Genomic DNA, 15304 nt, shown 5'->3' with positions numbered 1-15304 from the left:
GCGGAGCCGCTCTCTGGACGCGACGATCTCGTGAGCACGACAGGTTCGATCGCGTCGAACGCTCGAACCACCCGCTGCGGATCCCGATCAGACCCGCCGCTCGAGGAAGTCCGCGAGCAGCCGAAACGTCCGGAGCTTCTGGGCCTGGTCGGAGGAGGCGTGACCCTCGTCGCCGAGTTCCTCGTACTCGAAGTCGCCGTCCGGGCCCTCTTCGTAGCCGGCCTCGAGCAGGGCGTCGCGGAAGATGCGCGCCTGTGAAACGGGGACGCGGTTGTCGTTGACGCCGTGGGCCATCAGCAGCGGTGCGTCGAGGTTCGTGACGTGCGCGACCGGGCTTCGCTCCTCGTACAGTTCTGGGTTCTCCTCGGGCGTGCCGAGGTAGCGCTCCATGAGACCGGTCCGGTAGTGGTCGAACGTGTTCTCGTGCATGTCTTCGAGGTCGGTTACGCCGATCCAGGCGATGCCGGCGTCGTACAGCTCGGGGTACTGGACCAGCTGCCAGTAGGCGGAGTAGCCGCCGTACGAGCCGCCGAAGACGACGGTCCGGTCGTCGTCGATCCACTCGCGCGTCTCGACGACGCGTTCGACCGCGGTCGCGACGTCGCCCTGCTCGGCGCCGCCCCAGTCGCCGATCAGCCGTTCGACGAACTCGCGGCCCCGGCCGGTCGAGCCGCGGTAGTTCACCTGCAACACCGAAAAGCCCAGCGAGACGAGCAACGGGGGCAAGAGGCTGAAACGCTTCGTGTCTCTGGCGCGCGGACCGCCGTGGGGCGCCACCACCAGCGGCGACGGTCGCTCGCCCGAATCGTAGAACAGCGCGTCGATCTCCAGTTCCTCGTACGGGTCGTGATCGACGGCGGCCGGTGACGTCTCCGGGATGCCGTTCGACGTGAACGTGAAGTGCTCCGCGTCCGGGAAGTCGGTCCGGTCGAACGGGCCGTACTCGGGTTCGAGGAGGACCTCGTACGAGTCCGTTTCGAGGTCGTAGACCAGTAGCTCCGGCCGTTTCGTCGGCGTCGTGTGGCGAACGACGATTCGCGAGTCGTCGAGCACGCACGAGGGCGCGCTCCAGGTCGCCCCGAGGTCTGAGACGCCGTCCGGGACGTCGAGCTCGCGAGCTCGACCGGTCTCGAGGTCGTAGACGACCGGGATCGACCGCACGTCTCGCAGGCGGTTCGCGAGCACCCTCGATCCGTCGCCGACGAACGCCACGGCCCGTTCCTCGTACGGACCGTCCTCGTACCACGCGACCGCGTCGGCCTCGAGGTCGTAGACGCCGAACCGCGCGAGGTCCGTCGAGTCGTCGCCGAGCAGCAAGCGCCGCCCCTCCGGCCCCCACGCGATCGGGACGGTTTCCGCACCGCTCTCACCGACGTCGAGTCGTCTGGGGTTCGAGCCGTCGACGGCCGCGACGTAGGCGTCGCGGTTCGTCAGGTCGTCGGTCTCGTTGGCCGCGTAGGCCATCCGCTCGCAGTCGGGGGCGAGGATCCCGTTCCAGACGGCCAGGTCGTAGTCGGTCACCTTCGTCGTCTCACTCGTCTCGAGATCGTGTCGGAAGAGGTTCATCTGGCCGTCCCGGTTCGCGGCGGCGAGCAGCGTCCGACCGTCGTCGCCGACGTCGTGGATGACGACCTGCCCGTCGAGTTCGACGATCGGTTCGGCCGTCCCGTCCGGCGAGAGCGCGTAGATGTCGTTTTCCTCGTCACCACCCTCGTCGCGGTGGTAGAAGATCCGCTCGCCCGTCGCGTCCCAGACGCCGAACCAGCGGGCGCTCCGCGGGACGGTGCCGTCGGACCACTGATTCATCTCCCCCGTTTCGGCGTCGACGACGTGGAGCTCGTTTCGACCCGTGATATCGTAGAAGCAGGCGACCGCGTCACCGTCCGGCGAGGTCGTCGGGTGGGCCAGCGTCGGCAGACTTGCGAGTTCCTCGAGCAGCTCCTCGGTCGACAGCTCGACTGTCATACCGGAGGATTCCGTGCAGGGTTTGTAAAACATATCGAAAATAACCAGTTCGAATCGTGCTCCGTTCGCTTCCCCAGTCGGGCGAGCAACACGGGTGTTGATTCCGCCGCCGGAGTTTGTCGCTCGTAACCGAACCGGATTACGATACGTCAAACGCGTACGTGTTCGCCTCCGTCGACGCGTACAGGTACGTGCCGGATTCGACGGCTTCGACATTCGGAACCGCCGCCACCTGTATCGTGCCGCCGTAGTGCACCGCGTACACCTTCTCCGGCGTGAGCGCGAGGAGTCCGTCCTCGAACCTGTCGAGTGTTGTGATCTTCGCACCCTCTAGCTTGATCGACCACGCCTCGTTCCCGTTCGCGTCGAGGGCGACGACCGAATCGCTTGCTACGATTGCCGTTCCGTCGACGGTCACGGCGTCGACGTTCGGGTAGCGCCACCGAATCGTGCCGTCGCCGGCGTCGCGTGCCTGAAGCGTCCGGCCGCGGGTAACGTAGACACGGTCGTCCACCACACCGTGTAGTTCGATCGGCTCGTCCCCGCTAACGCTCCACCGTTGCGTACCATCTTCGAGCACCCGTAGGTCGCCGCCGGAAATGTACAGCCGCTCGTCCCGCGCTAGCAGGTCGTCACCGAAGCCATTTTCGACCGCCGCCTGCCACTCGAGCGTTCCACCGTCCATCCCAACCGCCCATGCATTCTCAGCTGCCGTGCAGTACAGGGTCCCATCGCCTGCGGTAAACGAGGTCACCAAATCATTCGCATCGACTCCCGGTAGCGAACGCTGCCACTCCGTTCGGCCAGTAGCGCGGGAAAATGCAGAGACGACTCCAGTGGTCCCGGCCACGACCACGGATTTGTCGGTCACGATCGGCGGAGCGAAAACTCCACTCGTCTCGTCGGTCCATCGCCTGGTTCCGTCAGAATCGAGGGCGACGACGCCGCCATTACTCGGCACGTCCGACACCCAGCCGTAATACGCCCGGTCGTCGATCGAAGGATACATGGAATCCGTCCAGCCGCTACGTACCTGCCACAGTCGAGATCCGGTCGGTCCATCGAGTGCAGTGAGACCTTCCCCGCGAACGAACACGGTTTCGTTGCTTTCACCGAACGGCGGACCGCCGATATCCGCCGACCACTCCCGGTCGAGCTGCTGTATCGGACCGGTCGGTTTCGCCGGTGGGTCCGGACCATCGCTCGACGCGGGTTCGGACTCGGTTTCCTCGCTCGCTGCGTCGCCATCGGATTGCCCGCTGTCGCCCTCGGAACCGGGCGCGGTACTGTTTGGTTCGACCTCCGAGTCGTCGTTCTTCGGTTTGCTGGCGGGGTCCTCGTCGCGGATCAGTCCGGTACAGCCCGCGATTCCGAGCGACAGCCCTGCGATTCCCATTTCGGCGAGGAGGTGGCGGCGATCCATGCGTGCCAGTAGCGATAGCTGAAACAAATACGTTTCTGTGTATACACGAACCGGGCCGAATAATTCCATTCGGCACACCACCGGCGGTCAGTCCTGATCCACGATAGCCGGTGCCCACCGCACATATTCCGGCAGCGTCCCTATCCATCTTCGAAGCGGATAGTCCAACTATGCCAGCCACCCGGTTGTCTCGGTTTCGTCTGGATCCCCCCGACTCCCGCCACCTCCGTCGGACGTATCACCTGCTGTGGCTGATCGACATGGTGACGGCCGTCCTCCTGATTACGGTCCCGTACGCGAGCGAGCTCAATCCGGTGACGATCTACTTCTACGGCCTGCTCGGCTATCCCGGCGTCGCGCTCGCGGCGATCACCTACGCGGCGGCGGTCGTGGTCGTCGGACACTACCTCTCGCACCCGGTCGATCTCGTCTTTCTCGTCGCAGTCGTGGGGTTCTACTTGCTCTTCGTGTTCAACAACGTCGTCGTCCTGGCGTTCGACGAGACGCTCGCCTCCGCCCTCGAACTCCTCGCCGAAGGGTCGATCGACCGCACGGCAGCGACCTGATGACGGCGGATCGATCGAGCGCGGGTTGCAGGTACCGGACGCGAGGGCGGACCGAGAGTGTGGGGTGCGATTACCTGGCCGCTTCGAGCGCGTCGAGCGCCCCGGGGTTCTCGATACTCGAGAGGTCGCCCAGGTCCTCGCCGGTGTAGGTGGCCTCGATCGCGCGGCGGATGATCTTGCCCGACTGGGTCTTGGGAAACTCGTCGACGAAGAGGATCTCGCGCGGGCGGAACGGCTTGCCGTGTTCCTCGCCGACCTGCTCGCGCAGCTCCTCGCGCAGCGCCTCGGACTCCGACTCGCCGTCCTCCAGGATCACGTACGCGACCACCGCGGTCCCGGTCGTCTCGTCCGGGGCGCCGACGGCCGCGGCCTGGTTCACCGCCGGGTGGTCGATGAGCGCGCCCTCGACCTCGGCGGGTCCGACCTTGCGCCCGGCGACGTTGAGCGCGTCGTCGGCCCGTCCGTGGAGGAACCAGAAGCCGTCCGCGTCCTGCTGGGCCCAGTCGCCGTGGTCCCAGAGGTCGTCCCACGTCGACCAGTACTCCTCCAGGTAGCGCTCGTCGCCGGACCAGAGCGACTTCGTCATCGACGGACAGGAGTCGCGCGCGACGAGGTAGCCGCGCTCGTGGTCGTCGGCGACGGACTCGCCGTCGGCGTCGACGATGTCGACGTCCATGCCGAGACCGGGACCGCCCAGCGTGCAGGGTTTCAGCGGCTGGTCGGGCATGGGCATGAGGAAGCAGCCGCAGATCTCCGTTCCGCCGGAGATGTTGACGATCGGGCATTCCTCGCCGCCGATCGTCTCGTAGAACCACAGCCAGGATTCGGGATCCCACGGCTCGCCGGTGGAACCGAGGATCCGCAGCGAGGAGAGGTCGTGGCCGTCGACCCACTCGTCGCCGTGCTTGCGCAGGGCCCGGATCGCGGTCGGCGAGATGCCGAACTGCGTGAGCTTGTGGCGGTCGATCAGCTCCCAGAAGCGATCGGGCTCGGGGTGGTCGGGCGCGCCCTCGTACATGAAGACGGTGCCGCCGAAGGTGTGGACGCCGATGAGCGTCCACGGCCCCATCATCCAGCCGATGTCCGAGACCCAGAAGAACCGATCGGCGGGTTTGAGGTCCATCCCGAAGTGCAACTCCTTCGCGCACTGCACCTGGACGCCGGCGTGGGTGTGGACGATCCCCTTCGGTTTGCCGGTCGTCCCCGACGAATAGAGGAGCATCGATTCCTGATCCGAGGGGAGCGAGCGGGTGTCGTAGGCGGGTTCCTGCGTGGCGACGGCGTCGGCCCACCACTCGTCGCGATCGTCGTCCCACGGGATCTCGATATCGGTGTCGGGGTCGCTGGCGCCGAGTCGATCGAAGACGATGGTGTGTTCGACGTGGCCGGCCTGCCCGATGGCCTCGTCCCCGGACTCCTTGAGCGTGATAGGGTCGCCGCGACGGAGGAAGCCGTCGCCGGTGAACAGGACGGCGGGCTCGGCGTCCGCGATCCGCGTCGCGATCGCGTCCACGCCGAAGCCGGAGAAGATGGGGACGGCGATGGCGCCCACCTTGAAACAGCCGTAGAGGATCGAGACGACCTCGGGGACCATCGGCATGTAGAGGCCGACGGTGTCGCCGACGCCGACGCCCCGTTCCGCGAGGGCGTTCGCCACCCGGTTGGCCTGCCGGTGGAGGTCGTGGTAGGTTACCTCCCTGACTTCGCCGTCTTCGCCCTCCCAGATCGTCGCCACGGTGTTACGCTGGGGCGAGTCGAGCGCGGCGTGGCGATCGAGAACGTTGCGGGCGATGTTGAGTTCTCCGCCGGGATACCAGTCGGTAAACTGCGGGCCGTCGGAATCGTCGCGGACCGCGTCGTAGGGCTCGTCGAACTCGATGTCGAGGTAATCGACGAGCTCGTCCCAGAACCACTCGATCCCCGAGGCCTCGACGCCGTCGACGTCGGTCGTCGTGCGCTCGATCAGTTCCTCGTAGTCGTCGATGTCGTAGGTCCGCATGAACCGCCTGACGTTCGTCGACTCGGCGAACGCCGGCGACGGTTCGTGGACCACCTCGTCGATGTACTCGCCCGTCATTGTGCTCGCCCGACGGTTTCACGCACACCCCGAAGAAATTTGCCATCGTCGCCGGGCGGAACGTATCCCCGCTCGTCGGGTGGGAGACGACAGCCGCGGTGATGCCACCGGGCCGTCGTAACGGGTTTCGGCTGTCGCGGTTGCTGCCGTGACCGGTCGGCCAGCGGCCTCGACTGGCACCGACCGAGAACCGGGGGTGAACGAGTCTCCACCACTCTCAGCCCTCGAGAGCCGCGCGGGCCGCGGGCCGGGCGGCCGGAGACCCCAAGCGCTATTGCGTCGGCGAGATTAGGGGTTCGTATGTACGTCCGGGACGCGAAGAACCGAGAGGAGGTGTGGCTTCTCGATCGGATCGAGGAACTCGGATTGGACGACACGGCGTTTCGGTCCCGCGATTACGTGGTCGCGATCGACGAGGTCTCGAACGAGAAGGCGGGCTTCGGACGCATTCGGATCCACCGACCGGACGACGGCGATCCCGTCTGCGAACTGACGAGCATCGGCGTCCTCGAGGCCTGGCGCGACCAGGGCGTCGGTGCCCACGTGGTCGAGCGACTCGTCGACTACGCGAGCGACCAGGGGTTCGAGCGCGTCTACGCACTCACGAGCGAGGGACCGTACCTCGCCCGATTCGGCTTCGAGTCGATCGACGTCGACTCGCTCCCGGCCGTCTTGCAGTCCCGGCTCGAGGCGAAGCGCGACGGCGTCGATCCCGACGCGAAGCCGCTTCGCGTCGCCGTCGACGACTTTACCGTCCCCGACCGACTTCGGGACGCGTTCAAAGCGGCCAGCAAGGAGGAAGCCGCGGGCGACGACGAGACCGATCCGGAGGAGTTCGGCATCGACCCCGAGACGGCCACGTACAAGTACGAGACGTGACGGTAACAGGGTCCATCCGGGCTCCTTACCGTTCCAGTTCGAGGGACTCGACGTCGGGGCCGGTCGGATCGGGTTCGGCGGCCGTTTCGGTCGCCTCCGACGCGAGCGCCCGTAGCGTCGCGGGCAGTCCGAGGACCGAGAGCACGTCGCCGGCCTCGAGCCGCCGGTCCGGATCGGGAATCGTGACGAGTTCGCCGGTCCGGGTTCGGATCGCGACGATCGTCCCCGGCGCGTCACGGACGGACCGGCCGACCAGCGGGCTCTCCGCCTCGATCGAAACCTCGCTCGTCGTCTGCTCCGCCCGACGCAGCGCCGTGACGAACTCCCGATCGATCCGCGAATCGGCCGGCAGCGTGACCAGGCGGTACGACGCCGTCGGATCGACCGCGTCGAAGGCTCCCTCCACGCCGACGAGGGTGACGGTCCGTCCGGCGGTCGCGCGCACCTCTCCCGAGGCGACCCGCTCGCCCGCTCGCCAGAGCTGGATTGCGTCGCCCGGCGAGGCACTCCGTGGTGGATCCGCGGTCACCGCTGTTACCTCGTAGCCCGGCGGGATGGTGGGCGCGAGACCGGCGGCGCGCTGGCCGACGGCGAGGTACTCGACCGTGCCGTCGGCGGTGATATCCGCGTCGACGGTGCCGACGTCGTATCTGGCTTTCAGCCGCGTGGCGAGTTCGGCTTCGAGTTCCTCGACCGTGAGACCGCGCGGGAAGTGAAGCGTCGTCCCCGCGATCGCGGTCCGCGTCTCCTCGGCGACCGGATCGTAGCCCTCGATGTCTGCGACCACCTCCGGCAGTTCTACGGCGATCGAGCGGCCGGTCGCCCGGACGAGCGGACTCAGATCCCGTGCGAACCCGCCGGAGCGGAAACGATCCGACTCGGCCACCTCGGTCCCGAAGCGCCCGCCGGCGAGCGCGGTCATCGCCGCGGCGCCCAGGACGACGAGGTTCGAGGCGGCTGCGCTCAGCGTCACCGGATCGCCGCCGTCGCCGAGGAACTGGACGAGCGCGACGCGCGTGTTGAGGTAGATGGCCACGCTCCCCAGCCCGACCAGCAGCGCCGGCCCGTCGGGGAGCGACTCGCCCCCGTAGCGCGCGAAGAAGAACGCGGCGACGGCGGTGACGACGCCGGAGAGTATCGCCAGGCCGAGAACCCGCAGCGCCAGGACGACCACCGCGTTCTCGAGGACCAGCCCGACGGCCGACGTGCTCATGCGACCGCCTCCTCGAATCGATCGAGCGCCGGCGGGTTCCCGACGACGAGCACCTCGTCGCCGGCGCGGAGCCCCTCGTCCCCGGCGGGCCCGACGATGCGCTGCCCGGCGCGTCGAATCGACAGGATGGCGACCTCGAATGCGTCCCGGACCGCCGCCTCGTCGATGGTCACCCCGTCGAGGTCGCTTCCGGCGGCGATCGAGATCCGTTCGAACCGGTTGCCCGCCCGCTGGAGGAGACTGACCAGGGCGAACTCGCGGTGGCTGCCCCCGGCCCGGACGGTCAGCTTCGCCGCGTCCGACGCGAGAATTCGACCTGCGTCGCCGGCCGGGAGCGACACCGAGACCTGTCCGCGTCCGCCGGTCGTCGTCCCGGCGCTCGGCGTCGCGATCGGTCGGTCACCGGGCGCTTCCGGTTCCGTGTCTCGTTCGGACGGCGGATCCGGATCCTCGTCGGGTGGTCGCCCGGTCGGATCGGTGTCCGCGTTCGGTCGCCCCGGTTCGTCGTCGTCAGTTTGTGCGCCGACGACGGCGCCGGTAACCGTCTCGTCCTCGCCGACGGTGAGCGCCACCTCGTCGCCGCGCGCGAGCCCCGTCGGCAGGAGGGTGCGGACCGTCACCGCCCGGTGTCCGGGCCGAATCGATCGCGACAACCCCGCGGTGGCGGGCGCGGCGGCGAGTTCGACGTGTCCCCGCCGGTCGACGGAGACCGATACCTCGGCCACGTCGAATTCGCTCGAGATCTGCTCGGCGAGTTCCGTCTCCAGCTCCGACAGCGATCGATCGGCGGGGAGCGTCCAGGTCGACGCGCCGAGGGCCTCCCGGAGTTCCGCCGGCAGGGGCGGGTAGCCCTCGATGCTCTCGACCTCCCCGATCGGTCGCAGGCGGATCTGGCCGAAGCGGTCGATGTGTTCCGCGAGGTCCGGCGCCAGGCCGCGTCCGCGGAGCCCCGAGAGCGTCAGCCGCCGGGGAAGGCGCGCCCCGAGCGTGTCGCCGATGCTGTGGGCCCAGAGACAGACCATCAGGACGACGAGCAGCGCCGTGATCCCCGCAGGCGTCCCCGCGACGGCCGGATCGAGCAGTCCGAGAAGCCCGCCGGAGATCCCGGCCAGGCCGCCGCCGAGGACGACGACACCGAGGCCGGGGACGGTGACGCCCGTCACGTACTTGAAGACGAAGCCGAGCGCGAACGCGATCAGGGCGGGGAAGATCGAGGTGAGCACCCCGAGGTAGAGCCCGATCACGACGTCGGCGGCTAGATCGGCATCCATGAACCCCTCTGGCCGCCGGATCCATATAGGCGTGGCGCCACGAACCGACGGACTCGGTCGCGCCGTCTTCGTCCGATGGACCCGGGCGCGGCGGTACTCGAGCACCGCGATTCGGGACCGCTCCGGGCGTCCGACCAGCTCGACCCCCGATCCCGTGGACCGGCGAGCGCCGTCGCACCCCTCCCGGGCGAGGTTGGCGGATTTCTCAAGTTTCAAGCCCCGCGACCCCGTTCCCTCCGACAATGTTCGACCCCGACGACCTCGAGTCGATCCGCGAGGGCCGGGCGGAGTGGCGCGAGGAAACGGTCGAACCGGTGGTCGACCGGTTCGGCGAGCGCAAGGAGACGTTCACGACGGACACGAACGGCCAGGAGGTGGATCGCCTCTACACGCCCGCGGACGTCGCCGATCTCGACTACGAGGAAGACCTGGGATATCCCGGCGAGCCGCCGTACACGCGCGGCGTGTATTCGACGGGCTACCGCGGCCGTCTGTGGACGATGCGCCAGTACGCCGGGTTCTCGACGCCCGAGGACACCAACGAGCGCTATCACTACCTGTTAGACCAGGGCCAGACGGGCCTATCGATGGCCTTCGACCTGCCGACCCAGATGGGCTACGACTCGGACGCCGAAATGGCCGCCGGCGAGGTCGGCAAGGCCGGCGTCGCCATCGACTCGCTGGACGACATGCTCACCGTCTTCGACGGGATCCCGCTCGACGAGGTCTCGACCTCGATGACGATCAACGCGCCCGCGTCGGTCCTGCTCGCGATGTACATCGCCGTCGGGGACCGCCAGGGCGTCGACCGCGAGCAGTTGCGCGGGACGATCCAGAACGACCTCCTGAAGGAGTACATCGCGCGCAACACCTACATCTACCCGCCCGAGCCCTCGATGCGGATCATCACGGACATCTTCGACTTTTGCGCCGAGGAGACGCCGAACTTCAACACGATCTCGATCTCCGGCTATCACATCCGCGAGGCCGGCTCGACCGCCGCCCAGGAACTCGCCTTCACGCTCGGCAACGGCATCGAGTACGTCGAGGCGGCCGTCGACGCCGGGCTCGACGTCGACGAGTTCGCACCGCAACTCTCCTTTTTCTTCAACGGCCACAACAACATCTTCGAAGAGGTCGCGAAGTTCCGGGCCGCCCGGCGGATGTGGCACGACATCATGGAGGAGCGCTTCGACGCCGAGAACCCCAAGTCCAAGCAGCTCAAGTTCCACACCCAGACGGCGGGCTCGATGCTCACCGCCCAGCAGATCGAGAACAACGTCGTCCGCGTCGCCTACCAGGCGCTCGCGGCCGTCCTCGGCGGCACCCAGAGCCTCCACACCAACGGCAAGGACGAGGCCCTCGCGTTGCCCACGGAGGAGTCGGTGCGGACCGCGCTGCGCACCCAGCAGATCCTCGCACACGAATCCGGCGCGGCCGACACGATCGACCCGCTGGCCGGCAGCTATTACGTCGAGAGCCTCACCGACGAGGTCGAAGCCGACGCCTACGACATCCTCGAGGAGGTCGACGAGCGCGGCGGCATGCTCGACGCCGTCGAATCACGGTGGGTCCAGCGCCAGATCCAGGACACGGCCTTCGATCGCCAGCAGGAGATCGAGAGCGGCGAGCGCGTCATCGTCGGCGTCAACGAGTTCGAGACTGACGAGGCGGGCCAGGAGATGGACGTCCAGGAAGTGACGGCGGAAGACCAGCGGCGCCAGATCGAGAGTCTGGAGGACGCTCGCGCGAAGCGGGACGCGGAGGAAGCGGCGGCGACCCTCGAAGCCGTTCGCCGGGCGGCTCGCGGCGACGACAACCTCATGCCCTACATCATCGACGCGGTGAAGGCCCACGCCACGGTCGGCGAGATCTGTAACGTCCTCCGCGAGGAATTCGGCGAGTACCAGGGCGGCGGTACGGTCTGATTCACCCGCCGGTGACGGGAACCCGACTCGCGGAGGATCTCGACCTGGGGGGTGAATCGACGAATCGGCGTCGATGGGGCGTCCGGACTGCGCCAGCGTCGGCCCGTCAGTGTTCCGCCTGTGGTGGGGATGTCTCGCGAACCTCGGCCTCGAATTCGTCGGGCACGTCGACCCGGCCGTCGTCGGTTTCGATCGTCATCGTCTCCGGATCGATCGCACGGGTCTCGGAGACGAACGGCGGGACGACGGTAATGCCTTCGTCCAGGACGGTGCGCATCTCGCCGGAGACGTACAGCGCTTCCTTCTCTCCGTCGGCAACGTGATGCACCGCGCTGTACAGGACGAGAAGGACGGCAAGCAGGACGAACCCCGCACCCGTCAGAACCGACAACTCCATACGCTCTCGTTCGCTCACGAGACCGTGTATCTTCCGATTACGTTTTGGCAGAATTCATCGGGAGGCGACGAGGCGAATCCGTCCGAGGCGATGTCGTTCGGTACCCCACTCGGTGACCGAACGGGGATACGTCGGACCCGAATCGACGGACGGTCCGGCGGAGCGGTCATCGTCAGATCCCCCGATCCGACCGGTCGGTGGGAACCGACGGCCCGTCACGGAACGCAACACTCTCCCCGATTCGGGACCGACCCACCCGACGATGCGTTTCGATCACGCCGGAATCGCGACCGAGGACGCGGCCGAACTGACGGCCCTGTTCGGGGACCTCTGCGGGTTCGAGGTGGCCCACGAAGAGACGTTCGACGGGATGCGCGTCGTCTTCCTCGACGTCGGCGGCGGCTATCTGGAACTACTCGAACCGACCGAGGGCGGGACCATCGCCCGGTACCTCGACGAAAACGGACCCGGCATTCACCACCTCGCGTTCGAGACGGCAGACGTCGCCGCCGCGCTCGCGACCGCTCGCGAACTCGAAATCGGGCTGGTTGACGAGGAGCCCCGCCCCGGCGCCTGGGGTCACGACGTCGCCTTCCTCCATCCGGCCGATACCGGCGGTGTCCTGATCGAGTTCGTCGAGCACTGAGCGACCGAGAAGTACCGGCTCGCGAACCGGACGCGGTCGGCGAACCTGCGGTCGTGGGCCTCCGTAGTGCGCGCCGGAACTGTGTGGGCGTCCACAGCGCACGCCGCGGTCGAGGGCATCCGCAGTTCGCGTTCGGAGCCATCCGATCCGTCGGTCGCGAGCCCCGGCGGGATCGGGGAGTGGAGGCGAATGGACGGTGGCGTCAGCAGTCGCTATCCGTGGGCACCGGCGAGGGCTGTGGAGCCGCGTCGATGCTGGAGGGCCTGACGGCAGCGAACGGAACTTGCGTCTTCGGGTGGAGTGGTTCAGGGCGGTTGCGGGAGCCGATCAGGGCGACTCGCCGTCGCTCGCACCGAGGGTCGTTCCGTTCACGTCGGCGTGTTCGACGTCGACGCTGCCCGGAAATCCCCGCTCGAATTCGACGGTCGCCACGTACTCCAGCGCGGCCTCGCACTGGATGCATCCGCCGTCGCCAGAGGGCTCCCGGGAGGCGACGGTCACCTGGAGGTCGTCGCGACCCGCGTCGTAGGTGACGTCCTGGAGGGTCACGTCGTGACACGGCGTCGGCGCGATGATCGTCCCCTCGATCACGACGGCTCGCTCCGCACACGAGATGGACGTCCGACCGTCGAATCCGGGGCGGTCGTTGGACTCGCCGCCGGCACAGCCTGCGTCGGTGCGCTCGACCGTCGACGACTTCACGCGCGGGGTCCGGCAGGCGACCGACGTCGAAAGTGAGCGAACGTCGACGCCGCTCGACTCGACCTCGGCCGTCGTTTTCGACTCGTTGCAGTCGAACCACGAGTGACCGATCCGCTCCACGACGCGGTCGTCGTCCGTGCCGAGGTCGATCACGTACGTTCCCGGTTCGTGCAGCACCACGCGGCGCGTCTCGGTCGGATCGAGGTCCGCGGTCGCCTCGAACGACCGGTCGCGGTCGCCGTCGTCCGCGGAAACCGCGACCGAAACCCGGCGAGACTCGTCGGATCCGTTTCGAACTTCGACCTCGTGCGGCGTATTCCGGCCGGGGAACGGGACCTCGGCCGGATCGCCGACTTCGTGGGTTTCGCCCGTCCACTCCCGATCAGCGGGCACGGCGTTGCCGTCCTGCGTCTCTGCCGAGCGGGATTCGGCCGGCCGACCGCTCGAATCGTCGTCGGTGTCGCCGTTCGATCCGTCCGCCAGGCGACTCGCTACGATGGTGCCGGTTCCGACCGTTCCGAAAGCGCCGAGTATCTCTCGTCGTTGCATGGGCGAGTGATCCGGGTCGAACGATAAGAACGTCACCGTAGGTGAAACGGTCGTTTCACCGTGCCGTCCGTCGGTTTTGTGCGCTCCTGATTTCGGTTCGGTCGGGTCTTTCGGTCGGAAGAATCGGATCGATCGAACCGAACCCCCGTGTCGATTTATCTATTGCCGTACAGCTAGTCGAATTCCGAATGGATGTACACGGGTTCGGCCGGGTCGGCGATGGCGAACCCGGCCGACGCTGGGGCGAGCGGTCGCCCGCGATCTCGACATCCGATTGGTCGACGCGGAGCCGCGACCTGGCGTGCGGGGTCACGACGTCGCCTTCCTCCATCCGCCGACACCGGCGGCGTTCTGATCGAGTTCGTCGAGTACTGACCATCGAGGGCCGACTGGTTCGGGCGACGTCGTGCCCCAGAGTCAAATGGGAGGCGGCCGAGCGTGAACGCGATGGCTCAGACGCCGATCCCGGAGGAGTACCTGGACCTGTTCGAGAAACGCACCTTCGCGCACGTCGCGACGCTCACCGAGGACGACGATCCGCACGTGACGCCGGTCTGGATCGACTACGACGCCGACGCGAATCGCGTGCTCGTCAACACCGAGCGGGGGCGACGCAAGGAACGCAACGTCGCCCGGGATCCGTCCGTCGGCATCAGCATGACCGACCCGGACGATCCGTACCGCCACCTCTCGATCATCGGTGAGGTGACCGCGGTGACGACCGACGGCGCCCGCGAGCACGCGGACGAACTCGCCGGTCGGTACACGGGGACCCCGGAGTATCCGTCCGAGATCCGGACCGAACGCGTCCTCCTGAAAATACGACCGACCGAAGTGTTCTGAAGTGCGGATCGGAGGCACCGATAACCGGATTGGGGCCGTACCGCTGCGTGATATGGCCCCGGCTGCGCTCTCCGTCTCCCCCGATCAGCCGAAGTTCTCGATCAGCGCGTCGTCCGAATCGCCGCCCGCCTCGTCGATGGCGTCGGCGACCGTCCGGACGAAGTCCGAAAAGCCGAACGCGTAGCACTGGCCGTCGTCGACGTGTTCAGCGATGGCCTCGCGGAGCCCCTCGTCACCCTGTTCGAGCACCGTGACGGGCACTCCCGCGTCCGCGAGCGCATCGAGGCGATCGCGGTGGGCCGGTTCGTCGTCCTGGTAGATGACGGCCGCGTCGTGGCCCGCGTCGCGCGCCGCTTCGGCGATGGCGACCGCCGGGCCGACGCCGGGACCGCCGGCGATGGCGACCACGTCGCGGTCTCGGTCGTACTTGATCTCGCCGAAGGGTCCCTCGATGTGGACGACGTCGCCCGGTTCGCGGTCGGCGAGCCAGGGCGAGAGGTCGCCTTCTGGATCGACACCGACGGTCACCTCGAACGTCTCGTCGACCGACGGCGACGAGAGCGTGTAGTGGCGGGCGATCTCCTCGTCGTCCGGACTCGCCCGGAGCAGGACGAACTGGCCGGGGAGCGCGTCGAACCCGTCCGGCGTCTCGAGATCGAGCGCGACGGTACCGGGCCCGACGTCGCGAACGGCCGCGATCGTCACCGATTCGCGTTCCATATCCGTCGTTCGACCGTCGGCGGTAAATGAATTCGCTTGTGTCGCCGATCGGTGCGACGGGTGTATCGCGTCGGGGTGTCGCCCGGTCGTCCGCCTCACGACGGTGTAGTGTCGGCCGACTTCGA

Annotated in this window: 13 protein-coding genes and 1 pseudogene; 6 read left to right on the top strand and 8 right to left on the bottom strand. The window is 67.7% G+C overall.

Annotation, left to right across the window (positions count from 1 at the left end):
* Positions 1-87 precede the first annotated feature (87 nt).
* Both MXA07_RS12495 and MXA07_RS12490 read right to left on the bottom strand, forming a co-directional pair.
* Positions 88-1965 (bottom strand): S9 family peptidase, encoded by a 1878-nt coding sequence (locus MXA07_RS12495; protein WP_247728926.1) that lies wholly within the window; start codon positions 1963-1965, stop codon positions 88-90.
* A 139-nt stretch (positions 1966-2104) separates the two neighbouring features.
* The gene (locus MXA07_RS12490) at positions 2105-3061 is read right to left on the bottom strand and encodes an outer membrane protein assembly factor BamB family protein (protein ID WP_247728925.1); all 957 of its coding nucleotides are present in this window, start codon (positions 3059-3061) and stop codon (positions 2105-2107) included.
* Positions 3062-3558: 497 nt separating this feature from the next.
* Here MXA07_RS12490 and MXA07_RS12485 point away from each other — a divergent pair, with 497 nt between their 5' ends.
* The gene (locus MXA07_RS12485) at positions 3559-3954 is read left to right on the top strand and encodes a hypothetical protein (protein ID WP_247728924.1); all 396 of its coding nucleotides are present in this window, start codon (positions 3559-3561) and stop codon (positions 3952-3954) included.
* Between the two features lie 70 nt (positions 3955-4024).
* Here MXA07_RS12485 and MXA07_RS12480 read toward each other — a convergent pair whose 3' ends face one another.
* On the bottom strand, positions 4025-6031 hold the full coding sequence (locus MXA07_RS12480) for an AMP-binding protein (protein WP_247728923.1): 2007 nt from the start codon (positions 6029-6031) through the stop codon (positions 4025-4027).
* A 300-nt stretch (positions 6032-6331) separates the two neighbouring features.
* On the opposite strand from MXA07_RS12480, the gene MXA07_RS12475 reads away from it, so the two are divergent.
* Entirely contained in the window at positions 6332-6910 is a 579-nt protein-coding gene (locus MXA07_RS12475) for a GNAT family N-acetyltransferase (RefSeq protein ID WP_247728922.1), read from the top strand.
* A gap of 25 nt (positions 6911-6935) precedes the next feature.
* Here MXA07_RS12475 and MXA07_RS12470 read toward each other — a convergent pair whose 3' ends face one another.
* Both MXA07_RS12470 and MXA07_RS12465 read right to left on the bottom strand, forming a co-directional pair.
* A complete protein-coding gene (locus MXA07_RS12470; RefSeq protein WP_247728921.1) occupies positions 6936-8123 on the bottom strand; it encodes a TrkA C-terminal domain-containing protein in 1188 nt (395 codons plus the stop codon).
* Complete coding sequence (locus MXA07_RS12465) at positions 8120-9394, bottom strand: potassium channel family protein (RefSeq protein ID WP_247728920.1); 1275 nt, start codon at positions 9392-9394, stop codon at positions 8120-8122. The genes MXA07_RS12470 and MXA07_RS12465 overlap by 4 nt, the downstream gene beginning before the upstream one ends.
* Before the next feature lie 242 nt (positions 9395-9636).
* Between MXA07_RS12465 and MXA07_RS12460 the strand changes: the two genes are divergently transcribed.
* Positions 9637-11322 carry an acyl-CoA mutase large subunit family protein gene (locus tag MXA07_RS12460; RefSeq protein WP_247728919.1) on the top strand — a complete coding sequence of 562 codons (1686 nt, stop codon included), beginning with the start codon at positions 9637-9639 and terminating at the stop codon, positions 11320-11322.
* 106 nt (positions 11323-11428) lie between these two features.
* Here the strand turns inward: MXA07_RS12460 and MXA07_RS12455 are convergent, their stop codons facing one another.
* Positions 11429-11719 (bottom strand): hypothetical protein, encoded by a 291-nt coding sequence (locus MXA07_RS12455; RefSeq protein WP_247728918.1) that lies wholly within the window; start codon positions 11717-11719, stop codon positions 11429-11431.
* Between the two features lie 262 nt (positions 11720-11981).
* On the opposite strand from MXA07_RS12455, the gene mce reads away from it, so the two are divergent.
* On the top strand, positions 11982-12365 hold the full coding sequence (gene mce / locus MXA07_RS12450) for a methylmalonyl-CoA epimerase (RefSeq protein ID WP_247728917.1): 384 nt from the start codon (positions 11982-11984) through the stop codon (positions 12363-12365).
* A gap of 327 nt (positions 12366-12692) precedes the next feature.
* Here the strand turns inward: mce and MXA07_RS12445 are convergent, their stop codons facing one another.
* Entirely contained in the window at positions 12693-13616 is a 924-nt protein-coding gene (locus MXA07_RS12445; protein ID WP_247728916.1) for a hypothetical protein, read from the bottom strand.
* A gap of 253 nt (positions 13617-13869) precedes the next feature.
* Between MXA07_RS12445 and MXA07_RS12440 the strand changes: the two are divergent.
* Positions 13870-13991, top strand: a pseudogene (locus tag MXA07_RS12440) (methylmalonyl-CoA epimerase); the annotation flags it as partial.
* 72 nt (positions 13992-14063) lie between these two features.
* Positions 14064-14459 carry a pyridoxamine 5'-phosphate oxidase family protein gene (locus MXA07_RS12435; RefSeq protein ID WP_247728915.1) on the top strand — a complete coding sequence of 132 codons (396 nt, stop codon included), beginning with the start codon at positions 14064-14066 and terminating at the stop codon, positions 14457-14459.
* Positions 14460-14543: 84 nt separating this feature from the next.
* Here MXA07_RS12435 and MXA07_RS12430 read toward each other — a convergent pair whose 3' ends face one another.
* The gene (locus MXA07_RS12430) at positions 14544-15179 is read right to left on the bottom strand and encodes a ferredoxin--NADP reductase (protein ID WP_247728914.1); all 636 of its coding nucleotides are present in this window, start codon (positions 15177-15179) and stop codon (positions 14544-14546) included.
* Between the last annotated feature and the right edge of the window lie 125 nt (positions 15180-15304).

Origin of the sequence: Halovivax limisalsi, from assembly GCF_023093535.1 — an archaeon.
Classification (GTDB): Archaea; Halobacteriota; Halobacteria; order Halobacteriales; family Natrialbaceae; genus Halovivax; species Halovivax limisalsi.
The sequence above is the reverse complement of the archived record's forward strand: the minus strand, read 5'-3'. Positions and strand labels throughout refer to the sequence as shown.

Excerpts from the sequence above, each read along its gene's own strand:
- MXA07_RS12495 (WP_247728926.1), bottom strand. The coding sequence starts at position 1,965 with ATGACAGTCGAGCTGTCGACCGAGGAGCTGCTCGAGGAACTCGCAAGT.
- MXA07_RS12485 (WP_247728924.1), top strand. The coding sequence starts at position 3,559 with ATGCCAGCCACCCGGTTGTCTCGGTTTCGTCTGGATCCCCCCGACTCC.
- MXA07_RS12480 (WP_247728923.1), bottom strand. The coding sequence starts at position 6,031 with ATGACGGGCGAGTACATCGACGAGGTGGTCCACGAACCGTCGCCGGCG.
- MXA07_RS12475 (WP_247728922.1), top strand. The coding sequence starts at position 6,332 with ATGTACGTCCGGGACGCGAAGAACCGAGAGGAGGTGTGGCTTCTCGAT.
- MXA07_RS12470 (WP_247728921.1), bottom strand. The coding sequence starts at position 8,123 with ATGAGCACGTCGGCCGTCGGGCTGGTCCTCGAGAACGCGGTGGTCGTC.
- MXA07_RS12465 (WP_247728920.1), bottom strand. The coding sequence starts at position 9,394 with ATGGATGCCGATCTAGCCGCCGACGTCGTGATCGGGCTCTACCTCGGG.
- MXA07_RS12460 (WP_247728919.1), top strand. The coding sequence starts at position 9,637 with ATGTTCGACCCCGACGACCTCGAGTCGATCCGCGAGGGCCGGGCGGAG.
- MXA07_RS12455 (WP_247728918.1), bottom strand. The coding sequence starts at position 11,719 with ATGGAGTTGTCGGTTCTGACGGGTGCGGGGTTCGTCCTGCTTGCCGTC.
- mce (WP_247728917.1), top strand. The coding sequence starts at position 11,982 with ATGCGTTTCGATCACGCCGGAATCGCGACCGAGGACGCGGCCGAACTG.
- MXA07_RS12445 (WP_247728916.1), bottom strand. The coding sequence starts at position 13,616 with ATGCAACGACGAGAGATACTCGGCGCTTTCGGAACGGTCGGAACCGGC.
- MXA07_RS12435 (WP_247728915.1), top strand. The coding sequence starts at position 14,064 with ATGGCTCAGACGCCGATCCCGGAGGAGTACCTGGACCTGTTCGAGAAA.
- MXA07_RS12430 (WP_247728914.1), bottom strand. The coding sequence starts at position 15,179 with ATGGAACGCGAATCGGTGACGATCGCGGCCGTTCGCGACGTCGGGCCC.